The following is a 13,185-nucleotide window of genomic DNA, read 5'->3' as shown; positions in this document are numbered from 1 at the left end:
ATCCGCCTACCACGAGGTCGTGCGCGAGAGGTACGCCGACGATCTTCCACGGAGCATGCGGGCGAAGCCGCCCGCTGTGCGCCGAGCGAACCTCGACCGCATGACGCAGTCTCAGTCCGGCTTCACACAGCGGAAGCAGGTCGTCGACCTGTCGTCGAGCGACAGCAGATGCGCTTCCGCGAACCGGGCCTCGGCCAGGTCCGACGGGTAGGTGGTCAGAGCCTGTCGCCACCGGCGCTCGGCGTTGACGAGGTCGCCGCGTGCGAACGCGATGTGGGCGAACCCCTCGAACGCGCGTGCTTTGCACCGGAAGAAGCCGTACTCCTCGGCACGGACGAGCGCTTGCTCGCAGGCCTTCTCGGCGTTGACGAGATCATTCTGCGCGATCAAGGTCTCGCTGATGTTGTTCAGGGCCGTGCATTCGAGTTCCCGCAGTTCGAGCTTCCTCGCGCGCGCCAGGGCATCCCTGCCGCAGGCCAGCGCCCCGGCGAGGTCACCGAGCCCGCGGCGGGCCGAGCTCAGACCGTGCAGTGCGAGCGCCTCTCCTGGCGGGAACTGCTCCGCGACACTCCCCTGGAGGATGTGGTCGAACTCGCTCATCGCCTCGCGGTGACGGCCCTGCCGGTGCAGGGTGATCCCGATGCCGTAAGAGGCCAACAGCCGAGGCGCGGCCGAGGTGTGCTGCGTTGCCAGCTCCCGCGCCCGCCCGAACTGCTCGAGCGCGTCGTCCAGCCTGCCGAGATCGCGGAGGATCACTCCGAGGTTGCTCGCGATCGAAGCGCGCACGGCAACGGGTGACGACGACGTTGTCAGCGCATCGGCAGCGAGGTAGACCGACCGCGCGTCCTCCAGTCGCTCCTCGACCACGTGAATCCCGCCGATGCTGATCAGCTGGGCGATCTCGGCCTGCCTGTCGCCCACCTGCCGGCTGAGCTTCAACGCCCTCTCGAAGTGATCCATCGCTGCGGCACTGGAACCACGCTCGGCGAGCACCATCCCGAGCCAGTGCAGACACGCGGACTCCGCGCCGGGGTCCTGACAGGACTCTGCCGCGCGCACGCCGTTCTCGAACAGCTGAAGCGCACGCCCCCGGTAGTTGTGCAGCCTCATCAACGGCTGCAGGACTCCCGCGAACTGCCAGGTGTGCCGGTCAAGTCCCTGTGCTGCGGCCACGAGTGCCGCGGCCACCAGGTTGTCCTTCTGCTCGTTGAGAATCTCGACGGCCTGCTGTCGCGAGCCGGCCTTCCTGACCTGATCCGGGCGGAGCTGCGCGTCCGGCACGACCTCGTACACACCGGTGCCGAGCTCCCGGCTCCACGTGTACGACGCGTACAGGTAGTAGTCGAGCAGTCGCGTCGTCGCGGCCTTCTGCTCGTCGTCCGTCTCGTTCTCCTGCAGGAGCTGCCGCGCGCAGTCCCTGATCAGGTCGTGGAAGTGGAAGCGGCCCGCCGAGTGCTGCTTGAGCAGGTTGTCGTCGAACAACGCCTCGAGGCAGGCCTCCGCCTCCTCCACGGAGATCTCGCAGAGCGCGGCGGCGGCGTACGCGTCGATGTCCTGGCCGGGGTGCAGGCTCAGCAACCGGAACAGACGCTGCTGCTGCGGGGTCATGTACCGGTAGGACAACCGCAGGACAGCCATCACGTTGCGGTCGTCGATCTGCAGGAACTGCACTCGCTGCGCGTGGTTGCGGATCCGGTCGACCAGGTCGGAGACGGACCAGCTGCTCCGGTCGCGCAACCGGGCGGCGGCGATGCGGATGGCGAGCGGCAGGTGCCCGCAGAGCGCGACCGCGGTGGCCACCGCGGCAGGTTCCGCCTCCGTGCGGTGCGCTCCTGCGATCTTCACGAAGAGCGCCTCGGCGTCTTCCTGGGGCAACACGTCCAGCGACATCGGTACCGCGCCGTCGAGCGCCGTCAGCTTGCGGCGGCTCGTGACCACGACGAGAACGCCGGGCGCGCCGGGCAGCAGCGGTCTGATGTGGGCGGCGTCGACCGCGTTGTCGAGCACCAGCACCGCTCGCTGGCCGGCCAGCTGCGAGCGCCACAGCGCACTGCGACGATCCACACCGGACGGAATGAGCTCCGGCGGCACACCGCTGTCCCCCAGCAGCGTGTCCAGCGCCTGGTCCGGTGTCACCGGGTCCACGCCGGCGGTGAACCCGTGCAGGTTGACGAAGTACTGGCCATCCGGGTAGTCACCCGCGACCAGGTGCGCGAGCCGCACGGCGAGGGTGGTCTTGCCGACACCGCCCATCCCGTCGATGGCCGAGATCACCAGTGTGGTGGCCGGTGCGTTGCGCGTCTCCGCGAGCAGCTCGCCGAGCTCGGCGGACCGGCCGGAGAAGTCCCGCGTGTCGTGCGGCAGGTACGACCTGTTCGCTGGCAGGACTGGAGTTCTTCCCTCGGCCGGCCGATCGGGCGGCTGCCCCTGGTCCTCGCCGGCCAGGACGGCCGCGTGCGCCTCCCGCAACCGGGGACCGGGATCCAACCCCAGTTCGTCGGCGAGGATTCTCCTGCCCTCGTCGTACACGCTCAGCGCGTCAGCCTGTCTGCCGCTGCGGTGCAGAGCCTGCATCAGGCCAATGCGCAGCGACTCCCGCAGCGGGTGCTCGGCGACGAGCTGCCGGAGCTCCCCGACCAGCGAACCGGTCTCCCCCAACTGCAGACGCAGCCGCACTTCGCTCTCGTACGCGCTGAGCCGCTTCTCCTCGAGGTTCGCGGCCGCAGCCTCGATCGCCTGCCCACCCAGCCCCGACAACGCCGGTCCGCGCCAGATGCCCTGCGCGACGCGAAGGAAGTCGACCGCCTCGCGGAGCTGCCCCTGGGACTCGGCTTGCTCGGCGTTCTCGACCGCGCGAAGGAAGTGCCGAAGATCGATCGATTCGGGGTGCACGTCGAGCCGGTACCCCGCCGCGGTGCGGACGATCGGCTGATCCACGCCCGGCGCGGCCACGACACGCCGCAGGCTCGTCACCGCGTTGTGCACCTGTTGCCGCACGGACGACGGTGGAGACTCGCCCCACACCTCGTCGATCAGCCGCTCGAGGGGAACGTCCTGGTTGGCGTTGAGCACCAACAGCGCGAGCAGCTTCTGCTGCCTGGGACCGCCGATGTGGACCGGTTCACCCGCGACCCAGGCCTCCAGCGCACCCAAGATGCGGAACTCCATCGGTCACAACCCCCCAGAAAGCGACTGATGTCACAATCAGTAGTACACCTGTAGCGTAAGAGTAGTCATGTGGTGCAGACTGTGTCGCCACTCGAGCTCAAGGCACATGGATCACCTGGGGGGAACCATGAAGAAGTCGATCGGCGTCGGCATGATCATTTCGGGGATCGCGTTGTTCGTCGCGATGGCGACGGCCGGCGCGGCAGAGCCCCAGCCGACGACCACACAAAACAGCGTGGTGAGCACAGGCGCCCCGGAAGCCGCGATCGCGCCTCCGATCGGGTCCTGAACGCGAAGGCATGGCACCGGGCGCGAGGACGTTCGTCACGACCGCGACAGCTCTGGGCGTGACGTTCCTCCTCGCGTTCATCGCTCACTACGGGCCAGGCGGGTTGCGGGCGCGGCTCGACGCCCACCTGGCCTTCTGGCCGCAGAAGTGGGTGTTCTTCACCGAGCTCGACCGGGATGTGGTGACCGGGTACCGGGTAGCGGACGGCACCGGCGACCTGACCGCGTTCGATGACAGCTGGTATGCGGGTTTCAGCAGGACGAGCCATGCTCGGGCGCAGGAAATGCGTTTGCTGGCACGTCAGGTCCCCGACGAGTACTGGCAGGTGTGCGCCGGCGTTGTCGGGACGCGATGCACCGAACCACTCGACAACAGCCGGGCCTTCCAGGTGACGAACCACGCACGACGCACACAGCTCTGCGGACGCGTCGCTATCGCGGTGGAGCGGCCCAGCCATCCGGAACGCGCCGACCTGATCGCGTTCGTCGACCTGGTCTGTCCGAAGTGAACACCCTGGCGAGCAGAGTGGCGCTCGTCGCCGAACACACCGACCCGCGTGGGCGGGCGCTGGCGGTCGGCCGGAGCTTGATCGCCGCGGGCGGGCTGGTCGTGCTCCTGTTCAGTCCGGACACGGCGCTCTTCGACGACCTCGTGTGGCCGCCTGACGGTATGCGCTGCAGCGGTGTGCGCGCGGCGGCACTCTGGTGCCTGGCCGGATCCTCCGATCACGGGTTGCTGCTCAGCCGCGTGATCAGCATTGCGGTCCTGCTGCTCGTGCTGTCCGGGTTCAGTCCGCGGTGGACGTGCATCCCGCACTGGTACGTCGCGTTCAGCCTCGGCGTGAGCTCCACCACGGCGAACGGCGGTGAATCGGTGGCCCAGATCGCCACCGTGCTGCTCATCCCGATCTGTCTCGGCGACAGCCGCCTGTGGCAGTGGACTTCGCCCACCTCACCACTGCCGCCCGCGTGGCGGGGCAGTGCGGCAGCAGCGCTGCTGGCCACACGCGGCCAGCTGGTCGTCATCTACCTGACCGCGGTCGTGTCCAAACTCATGGACCCGTTCTGGCGCAACGGAACCGCGTTGCGCAACGTGGCCGCGGATCCTCTGTTCGGATTCCCCCACGCGGTCCGGCAGCTGCTCCAGCCCCTGTTCGACGCCCCGCCGCTCCTCGCGGCAGCCACGTGGTCCGTGATCGGCGTGCAGATGCTCGTCGTGGCGGGAATCGTCGCTCCAGGCAGAGGACGCGCACGGATCGCGCTGGTGCTGGGCGTGTGCCTGCACCTGGCGATCGGCGTGCTGATGAACCTGCTGAGCTTCGGGCTGATCATGATCGGTCTGCTGGTCATCGGCTTGGTTCCGATCCGATCGCGCCCGCCGGGCACCTGACCGGACGCGAGCGGACTGGGCTTCATGGGGCCCACACCCCCAGCGTGGGCCCGGGAACCACGTTGCCGGTACGCGCTACCTGAACAGCATTCATCGACTACTCGTGGCGCTGATCTGCCCGGATCCCGTGCGTCGGCTGCTCGACGCCAACGAACACTCACCCCGGGTCGGCCGTGTGGCCTACCCGGGGTGAGTGCACGGCGTTGAGCTGGACCGACGTCAGATGCCCGCGGAAGCGAGCCATTCCTTGGCGACCTTCTCGGGCTCCGGCTTGTCCGGAGACGCGAGCTTCTGGTTGAGGTCCAGCAGGACCTTCGTGTCGAGCTTCTTCGAGATGGCGTTGAGGGTGTCGCGGACCTGCTGCGACGCCTTCTTCTCGTTGACGAGCGGCACCACGTTCTGCGCGGCGAAGACGTTCTTCGGGTCTTCCAGCACCACGAACTCGTTGGCCTTGATGGAGGCGTCCGTCGTGAAGAGGTCTGCCGCCTGCACCGTGTTGTCCTTCAGGCCCGCGACGGTCAGCGGGCCGCCGACGTCGAGCGCCTTGAACTGCTTGAACTCGCAGTTGTACTTGGCCTTCAGGCCGGGCAGGCCGTCGGGGCGGTTCTGGAACTCCGGCGGGCCACCGAAGACGAGGTCCTTGCAGTACGGCGAGATGTCCTCGATGGTCTTGAGGCTGTACTGCGCGGCGATCTGCTTGGTGACGACGACCGCGTCCTTGTCCTCCGCCGCGGACTTGTCGAGCACGGTGAGGCCCTGCGGCAGCGACTTCTTCAGCGCCGTGTACACCTCGTCGGGGCCGACCTCGGTCGCCTCCTTGTTGACGTACTTGAGAAGCACGCCCGTGTACTCGGGGATCAGGTCGATGGAGCCGTCCTGCACGCCCTTGAAGTACAGCTCGCGGTTGCCGATGTTCAGCTTCTTGGAGACCTTGATGCCCTTGGCCGCCAACGCTTGCGCGTAGATCTCGGCGAGCACGGTCGACTCCGGGAAGTTGGCGGAACCCACGACGATGGTGTCCGTCGGCGCCGGGTTGTTGTTGCCGCCTCCGGACAGCGGGTCACCGCCGCACGCCGACAGAAGCATCACGGCAGCGACAGCCGTGGCGATGCGCTTCATCATTTTCCTCCGGTTCCCACTGGACGCAGCCCTGGCGAGACCGTCAGCCGTTGCAGGCCGGCGAACCCCAGGTCGACGAGAACGGCGAGCAGTGCCACGAGCACCGCGCCGGCGAGCATCTGTCCGAACTCCTGCAGGGCGAGGCCGTCGAAGACGAGCCTGCCGAGACCCCCGGCGCCGGTGTAGGCGGCGATGGTGGCGGTCGCGACCACTTGCAGTGCGGCGCCGCGGAAACCGCCGTAGATCAACGGAAGCGCGTTCGGGATCTCCACGTTCAACAGCACGCCCGACTCGCGCATGCCGACGCCGCGTGCCGCGTCGACCGTCACCGGGTCGACCGCGCGGATGCCCGCGTAGGTGCCCGCCATGATCGGCGGGATCGCCAGCAGCACCAGGGCGACGTACACCGGGAAGTCGCCGAGGCCCGCCCACAGCACGACGAGGATCAGCACGGCCGTCGTCGGCAACGCCCGCAACGCGTTGGACAGCCCGACGACGACGAAGCCGCCCTTGCCGGTGTGGCCGACGAACGCGCCGAGCGGGATCGCGATCACCGCGGCGATCAGCAGCGTCACCAGCGTGTAGCCGAGATGTTCCAGCAGCCGCACCGGAATTCCGGTCGGGCCGGACCAGTGCGCGGGGTCGAAGAGCCAGCCGCCCATCAGCTCACCTCCCCGCCCTCGCCCACGGCGTGAGCACTCGTCCGAGCAGCAACAGCAGACCGTCCGCGAGCACCGCCAGCGCGACCGTCCCGATGAGACCCGCGAAGACCTTGGCGGAGTTGTCGGTCTGGTAGCCCTCGGTGAAGAGCTGGCCGTAGCCGCCGAGGCCGACGAGCGCGCCGACGCTCACCATGCTGATGTTCGACACGGTCGCGACGCGCAGGCCCGCGATCGTGACGGGCAGGGCGAGCGGGAAGTCGACCGTCAGGAAGCGGCGCAACGGCCGGTAGCCCATCGCGTTCGCGGCGGCGGTCACGTGACCGGGCACCGACGACAACGCGTCCGCGACCGAGCGGACCATCAGCGCGATCGTGTAGATCACCAGCGGCACGATGACGTTGATCTCGTCGAGGATCTTCGCGCCGATCAGCACCGGGGTGATCACGATCAGCGCGATGGACGGGATCGTGAACAGGACGTTGGCGAGCGGGAAGAGGATCGCACGGGCCGTGGCGGACCGGCTCGCGAGCCACCCGAGCGGGATCGACAGCACGAACCCGATCAGCACCGGCACCGCGGAGAGCCGCAGGTGCACCTCGGTGACTTCCCAGAACCTGTCCCAGTTCTCGAAAATCCAGGTCACTTCGGGACCTCACCCGCCGCGCGGGCCTTCGCGAGCGCGGAGATCACGTCGTCGGCCTGCACGACGCCGATCACCGCGCCGCTCTCGTCGACCGCCACGCCGAGCGCGGACGGCGAGCTGAGCGCCGCGTCGAGCGCGCCGCGCAACGTGCTGCCGTCGTAGAGCGATCCGCCGGAGATGAGGTCCTGCTCGCGCACCTCGACCTCACCGTCCACACCGGACAGCCAGCCCCTGGGCCGGTTCTCGGAGTCGACGACGAGCGTCCAGTCGTCGACGACGACGCGCTCGCCGAGCTTGGCCGTGGCGACGGGCCGCACGGGCACGTCGGCGTGCAGGAAAGTGAGCGTGCGGTAGCCGCGGTCCCTGCCGACGAACGAGGCCACGAAGTCGTTGGCGGGCGCGGCCAGCAGCTCGGTCGGCCGCGCGTACTGCGCGAGGTGGCCGCCCGTCTGGAACACCGCGACGCGCTCGCCGAGCTTGAGCGCCTCGTCGATGTCGTGCGTGACGAAGACGATCGTCTTGTCGAGTTCCGCCTGCAGGCGAAGGAGTTCGTTCTGCAGGTCCTCGCGCACGACCGGGTCCACGGCGCTGAACGGTTCGTCCATCAGCAGCACCGGCGGGTCGGCCGCCAACGCCCGCGCGACGCCCACGCGTTGCTGCTGACCACCGCTGAGCTGCGCCGGGTAGCGCCTGCCGAACGCGGGGTCGAGCCCGACGATCTCCAGCAGCTCCGCGGCACGGGTGCGGGCCTTGCGTCTGTCCCAACCGGACAGCAGCGGCACGGTCGCGACGTTGTCCAGCACCGTTCGGTGCGGGAAGAGCCCCGCCTGCTGGATCACGTAGCCGATGCCGCGCCGCAACGTCGGCGGATCCACGCTGAGCACGTCCTTGCCGTCCACCAGGATCGTGCCGGACGTGGGATCGATCATGCGGTTGACCATGCGCAGCGACGTCGTCTTGCCGCAGCCGGAAGGACCGACGAACACCGTGATGGTGCCCGCCTCGACCGCGAGGTCGAGCTCGTCGACAGCGATGGTCCCGTCCTCGAACCGCTTGGTGACGGCCCGGAACTCGATCACCCTTCGGATCCCTCCGGTCGTGACGGTCTCCCCGATTCGGACCGCCCTGGATGTAGATCTGAAAGACCTTAACTCGTTCGGCGTACCCCGGCACAGCGTTCCACGATCTGGCAGGCCGTATGGTTTACCGCTTGTGACGATCGACCAGGTTCGGCAGTTGGTGGCGGAGCGCGGCGTACACGCCCGCAAGCTCCGCGAGGTGTTGTCCCTGCTCAGCGAGGACTGGCACCCGCTGGCCGAGCTCGTGCGCCTGCCCGCCGTCCCTCGCCGCACGGTCCAGGACCTGCTCAGGGCGCTCGGCGACGACATGGAATCTTCAGACGATCGTTACCGCATCGCACCCGGCAAAGTGGCCGGCTACCGGGACGCCTTCGGCATCTCGGGCGTTCGCGACCACACCGACGTGCTGCGCCAGATCCTCGTCGACATCGCCGACGTCCCACCGCCGTTGTCCTCGTTGGACCACGTGCAGGCCACCGCGGAGACGGCGCTGAACCGCGCGGTGTGGCTGGACTCGACGTACGACCTCGCGGGCAAGCGTTTGTTGTGCCTCGGCGACCACGACCTGACGTCACTCGCCGTCGCCGCCGTCAACCCGCACGTGTCGATCACGGTCGTGGATCTGGACGAACGGCTGCTGGAGTTCATCGACTCGCGGGCCGCCGCAAGGGAACTGGACGTCCGGACGTTGCACTGCGACATGCGTTTCGGGCTGCCCACCTCGGTTCTCGAGTCCTTCGACCTCGTCTTCAGCGACCCGCCCTACACGCCGGAGGGCATGGGGCTCTTCGCCGGACGGGCGGTCGAGGCCCTCCGCGACATCACCGACGGGCGGGTGCTGCTGGCCTACGGCTTCTCCGACCGCACGCCCGCGCTGGGCCTGAAGGTGCAGCAGGAGCTGCAGAAGCTCGGGCTGGTGTTCGAGGCGATCCTGCCCGCGTTCCACCGGTTCGACGGCGCCCAGGCCATCGGGTCGGCCGCCGATCTGTACGTCTGCCGCCCCACCGGCCGGCGCGCGGTGTCCGGTGGCACGCGGATCTACACGCACGGCGCGCAGTCCGTGGAGTCGTCCGGGCCGTCGCGGGAAGCACTTGCCGCGCTGTCGGAACTGGCGCCGCGCCCGGAGTCCTCGCCACCGCCGAAACCGCGGTCAGCCGGCTGGGCCGAGCCCGTCGGCAAGGGCGCCGCGTCGCTGGCGGTCGACCTGTCGGCGGATCCGGGACCGTGGTTGCTGCGCACCCTGCTGGCGTCGAGCCCGGCCCGGCTGGCGTGCCTGGTGCCGAACAACCATCCGGCCGTGTCGTCGGAGGCGGGGCAGAAGGAGCTGCAGGAGCTGGTGCAGACCCGGTTCAAGCTGAAGTTCCTGCGCAACAACCCGGACGGCAGGACCACGATCGTCGTCGCCGACCAGGTGCTGACCGGAACGCTGTCGCTGGGCGACCGCACGGTCCGCGAGGTTCTCATGAAGGCGCACGGCAAGCTGCGCAACGTGTGGCGCGAGGCGCTGATCACGGCGTCGCAGGGCGTGCTGACCAAGAAGCAGGCGGCGGAGATCGTCGACAACGCCTCGGTGGCGTCCGAGGACCTCGAACTGCGGTTGATCGACCTGCCGAAGCACCGGATCGCGGCGCTGCTGCCGGAGATCTCAGCCAGCGCGCGGTATGTGGAGCGGCCCGAGGGCTAGCACGGCGCGGAACTCCTTGGGCGGCACCGGACGTGAGAACAACCAGCCCTGGTACGCGTCCACGCCGACCCCGCGCAGCACGTGGAACTGCGTGGCCGTCTCGACACCCTCGGCCACGCACTTGCGCCCCATCGCCCGCGCCATGTCCACGACCGCACGCGCGACGGCGAAGTCCGAGGAGTCGTTGCCCACACCGGAGACGAACCGCCGGTCCACCTTGATGATCTGCGCCGGCAGGTCCTTCAGGCGCGCCAGCGACGAGTAGCCGGTGCCGAAGTCGTCCACGGCGAACTGCACGCCGCGCTGCACCAGCTCGTCCATCGACTGCCGCACCCGTGACGGCAGGTCGACCAACGCGGTCTCGACCAGCTCCAGGACCACGCGGTCCCACGGCACGCCGGACTCCAGGATCGCGGTCGACACGATGTCGACGAACTCGGGATCGCCCGGTACCAGGCCCGCCAGGTTGACCGCCACCGACACCGGGCGGCCGTCGGGCGCGGGCCAGGTGGCGGCCTCGCGCAACGCGGTCCGCAACACCCAGCGGTCGAGCTCGCGCATCAGGTCGCCCTGTTCGGCGACGGGCAGGAACACGTCCGGCGGCAACAGCCCGCGGTCCGGGTGCGGCCAGCGCACCAGGGCCTCGGCGGTCAGCACGGCACCGTCGACGCCCACGACCGGCTGGAAGTGCAACGCCAGTCCGTCGTGCTGCAGCGCGTCCCGCAGCTGGCCTTCGAGGTGCACCTGGCGGTCCGCGGAGGCGATCAACGCGGCCGAGGCCAGCGACACCCGTCCGGCACCGTTGCGCTTCGCCTCGAACATCGCGGCGTCGGCGAACCGCAGGAGGTCCGCCCCGTTGGCCCGGGAACCGTTGGGAACGGCCGCACCGATCGAGGCCGAGACCCGGACCAGCTGTCCGTGCACCGGAACGGCGGTGCGCAGCAACGAGGCGACCCGCGTGGCCAGCGCGTCGACACCGCCGACCGCGTCGATGTCCTCGCAGATGATCACGTACTCGTCGCCGGACAACCGCGCGGCCGTGCAGCCGTCGGGAAGACCGCCTTCGAGCCGGCGGGCCAGCGCCACCAGCAGCTCGTCGCCCGCGTCGTGGCCCAGGGAGTCGTTGACGCGCTTGAAGTTGTCGATGTCGCAGAAGAACACGGCGACCTTGGACCGGCCGGGACCGTCCAGCAGCTTGCCGAGCATCTCCTTGACCAGCGCGCGGTTCGGCAGGCCGGTCAGCTCGTCGTGCGTCGCCTGGTGCCGCAACGCCTCGGCGGTCCGGCGGCGTTCGGTGATGTCGAGGAACACGATCAGCCAGAAGCGGCGGCCGTCGTCCTGCACGGACAACGCGATGTGCAGCTCGCAGTAGACCTTCTCGCCGTCGGGACGCACGAGGATGCGCTGCGGGATCTTCTGCGTGCGTTCGGCGGCCCACTGCAGGCCGGGCGAGGTGTCCTCGGGGTGGGTGAGCTGCTCGGCGGTCATGCCGCGCAGCTGCTCCAGCTCCATGCCCAGCAGGTCGCACAACGCGTCGTTGGCGTCGACCAGGCGCTCGGCCTCGTCGAACAGGCCGATGCCGACCGGCGTCACGGAGACCAGGTCGGTGAAGCGCTGCGAGGAACGCTTCATGCGGGCCTCGGCGGCGCGCTGCTCGGTCACGTCCTGCGCGGTGCCGACGGCCAGCTGCGCGCCCTGGGGATCGCGGACGATCATGCCGTGGCAGCGGAAGATCCGGGTCGAACCGTCGCGGCGGACCACCCGGTGCTCGCACTGCACGGCGACCTCGTCGACGGCGAGCTGCCGCCACAGGTCGTCGACCCAGCCGCGGTCCTCGGGGTGCACGAGGTCGAGGTAGTACTGGTAGTTGCCGACGACGTCCGCGGGAATGCCGTAGAGCTCGCGCAGCATGTCCGACCAGACGACGTCGCCGGTCGCGGGGTTCCACTCCCACATGCCCAGGCGTGCGGCCTGCTGCGCGTCCGCCAGTCTTCGGCGGTCCTCGCGCATCTGGCGTTCCAGCGCACGTGCCTCGGTGACGTCCTGGATCGTGCCGTGGTAGCGCTCGATGCGGCCGGACGAGTCGATCTCCGCGCGGGCCCGGCACATGTAGACGCGCTCGCCCATCTCGCTGCGGACCTCGACCTCGACGGGCTCGTCGTCCTGGGCGTGCAGCAGCTGGTGCCGCAGGTTCTTGACGAGCTCCTTGTCGGCCGGGTGCACGCCGCTGAGCAGGTCGTCGTCGGGCGTCATGCCCAGCTCGGCGTACATCTCCATCAGCACTTCGCTGCGGTGCACGGCCCGCGTGCCCGTCTCGTACGCCCAGCTGCCGATGCGGGCGATGCGCTGCGCCTCCAGCAACCGCTGACGCTCCTGCGCGAGCTCGATGGCCGCGCGCTTGGACTCGGTGATGTCGCGGATGTACCCGGTGATCTTGTCGAGCTGGCCGGCGTCGGTCAGCCGCGCCTCGGCGACACCGCGGATCCACCGCAGCTGGCCGTCCGGGCGCACGATCCGGTACTCGATGTCGATGGGGTCGCCGGTGATCTCGCGGCCCTGCCAGTACGACTCGACCATGGCGTAGTCGTCCGGGTGCACGACGTCCAGCACGGCCTGCGCGCCGGGGACGACCGTGCCGCGTTCGACGCCGAGCAGCTCGTAGTGGGTGTCCGACCAGACGGTCAGACCGGTCTCCGGGTCGTACTCCCACGAGCCCAGCTCCGCGACCCGCTGGACCTTGCGCAACCGGCGCTGCTCGTCGCGCAGCGCGTCCGCCGCGGCGGACAGGTCGGAGACGTCGATCAGCAGCACGGCCTGCAGGCCCGTGCCGGGAACGGCGTGCCTGGCCACGCGCACCGGGAGCTCCGTGCCGTCGCCGCGCAGCAACCGCAGGTCGGACTGGTCACCGAGCAGCAGCTCACCGAGCGGGTGCCCGACGAGGTCGTCGGCACCCTGCACGGCCGCGAGCTCCACGGCGGCGGGGTTCGCCTGCATGACGACACCCTTGGCGTCGACGAGCAACGACGGCGCGTCGGGCAGTGTCAGCCCGTCGAGCGTCATCGGAGGTTTCGCAGCCGTCCGTGCACGGCCGTTCACCACCGTCGCGCGTCCTACCCACTTGGGCACCGGCCCACCCTCTCCCGCATCCGCCG

10 protein-coding genes are annotated in these 13,185 nt (G+C 69.4%); 4 read left to right on the top strand and 6 right to left on the bottom strand.

The genetic code is table 11. From position 1 onward, the window contains the following. Positions 1–111 precede the first annotated feature (111 nt). Positions 112–3,168 carry a BTAD domain-containing putative transcriptional regulator gene (locus ABZV40_RS23690; RefSeq protein ID WP_355445299.1) on the bottom strand — a complete coding sequence of 1,019 codons (3,057 nt, stop codon included), beginning with the start codon at positions 3,166–3,168 and terminating at the stop codon, positions 112–114. A 127-nt stretch (positions 3,169–3,295) separates the two neighbouring features. Between ABZV40_RS23690 and ABZV40_RS23685 the strand changes: the two genes are divergently transcribed. Genes ABZV40_RS23685 through ABZV40_RS23675 form a run of 3 tightly spaced genes read left to right on the top strand, consistent with a single transcriptional unit; the run spans position 3,296 to position 4,846 of the window. Continuing rightward, positions 3,296–3,457: a hypothetical protein gene (locus ABZV40_RS23685; RefSeq protein WP_355445296.1), complete on the top strand. Its 162-nt coding sequence runs from the start codon at positions 3,296–3,298 to the stop codon at positions 3,455–3,457. 10 nt (positions 3,458–3,467) lie between these two features. Continuing rightward, the gene (locus ABZV40_RS23680; protein ID WP_355445293.1) at positions 3,468–3,965 is read left to right on the top strand and encodes a hypothetical protein; all 498 of its coding nucleotides are present in this window, start codon (positions 3,468–3,470) and stop codon (positions 3,963–3,965) included. Then, the gene (locus tag ABZV40_RS23675; RefSeq protein WP_355445290.1) at positions 3,962–4,846 is read left to right on the top strand and encodes a sporulation-delaying protein SdpB family protein; all 885 of its coding nucleotides are present in this window, start codon (positions 3,962–3,964) and stop codon (positions 4,844–4,846) included. The genes ABZV40_RS23680 and ABZV40_RS23675 overlap by 4 nt, the downstream gene beginning before the upstream one ends. Before the next feature lie 219 nt (positions 4,847–5,065). On the opposite strand, the gene ABZV40_RS23670 is transcribed toward ABZV40_RS23675, so the two are convergent. Genes ABZV40_RS23670 through ABZV40_RS23655 form a run of 4 tightly spaced genes read right to left on the bottom strand, consistent with a single transcriptional unit; the run spans position 5,066 to position 8,349 of the window. Further along, positions 5,066–5,965, bottom strand: coding sequence for an ABC transporter substrate-binding protein (locus ABZV40_RS23670; protein ID WP_355445287.1), 900 nt, complete (start codon positions 5,963–5,965; stop codon positions 5,066–5,068). Continuing rightward, positions 5,965–6,627 carry an ABC transporter permease gene (locus tag ABZV40_RS23665; RefSeq protein WP_355445284.1) on the bottom strand — a complete coding sequence of 221 codons (663 nt, stop codon included), beginning with the start codon at positions 6,625–6,627 and terminating at the stop codon, positions 5,965–5,967. The genes ABZV40_RS23670 and ABZV40_RS23665 overlap by 1 nt, the downstream gene beginning before the upstream one ends. A 4-nt stretch (positions 6,628–6,631) precedes the next feature. After that, a complete protein-coding gene (locus ABZV40_RS23660; protein WP_355445281.1) occupies positions 6,632–7,270 on the bottom strand; it encodes an ABC transporter permease in 639 nt (212 codons plus the stop codon). Continuing rightward, positions 7,267–8,349 (bottom strand): ATP-binding cassette domain-containing protein, encoded by a 1,083-nt coding sequence (locus ABZV40_RS23655; RefSeq protein WP_355445278.1) that lies wholly within the window; start codon positions 8,347–8,349, stop codon positions 7,267–7,269. Before ABZV40_RS23655 ends, ABZV40_RS23660 begins: the two co-directional genes overlap by 4 nt. Before the next feature lie 133 nt (positions 8,350–8,482). On the opposite strand from ABZV40_RS23655, the gene ABZV40_RS23650 reads away from it, so the two are divergent. Then, on the top strand, positions 8,483–10,033 hold the full coding sequence (locus ABZV40_RS23650; protein ID WP_355445275.1) for a bis-aminopropyl spermidine synthase family protein: 1,551 nt from the start codon (positions 8,483–8,485) through the stop codon (positions 10,031–10,033). On the opposite strand, the gene ABZV40_RS23645 is transcribed toward ABZV40_RS23650, so the two are convergent. Beyond that, complete coding sequence (locus ABZV40_RS23645; RefSeq protein WP_355445272.1) at positions 9,995–13,159, bottom strand: EAL domain-containing protein; 3,165 nt, start codon at positions 13,157–13,159, stop codon at positions 9,995–9,997. The genes ABZV40_RS23650 and ABZV40_RS23645 overlap by 39 nt on opposite strands. Between the last annotated feature and the right edge of the window lie 26 nt (positions 13,160–13,185).

Source organism: Lentzea sp. NPDC004782, from assembly GCF_040609115.1.
Taxonomy (GTDB): Bacteria; Actinomycetota; Actinomycetes; order Mycobacteriales; family Pseudonocardiaceae; genus Lentzea.
Note: the sequence above shows the minus strand (reverse complement) of the source record. Positions and strands in the feature narration are given on the sequence as shown.

What these genes read in the sequence shown, in the direction of transcription:
- ABZV40_RS23665 (WP_355445284.1), bottom strand. Translation starts at nt 6,627, where the DNA reads ATGGGCGGCTGGCTCTTCGACCCCGCGCACTGGTCCGGCCCGACCGGA.
- ABZV40_RS23685 (WP_355445296.1), top strand. Translation starts at nt 3,296, where the DNA reads ATGAAGAAGTCGATCGGCGTCGGCATGATCATTTCGGGGATCGCGTTG.
- ABZV40_RS23690 (WP_355445299.1), bottom strand. Translation starts at nt 3,168, where the DNA reads ATGGAGTTCCGCATCTTGGGTGCGCTGGAGGCCTGGGTCGCGGGTGAA.
- ABZV40_RS23680 (WP_355445293.1), top strand. Translation starts at nt 3,468, where the DNA reads ATGGCACCGGGCGCGAGGACGTTCGTCACGACCGCGACAGCTCTGGGC.
- ABZV40_RS23670 (WP_355445287.1), bottom strand. Translation starts at nt 5,965, where the DNA reads ATGAAGCGCATCGCCACGGCTGTCGCTGCCGTGATGCTTCTGTCGGCG.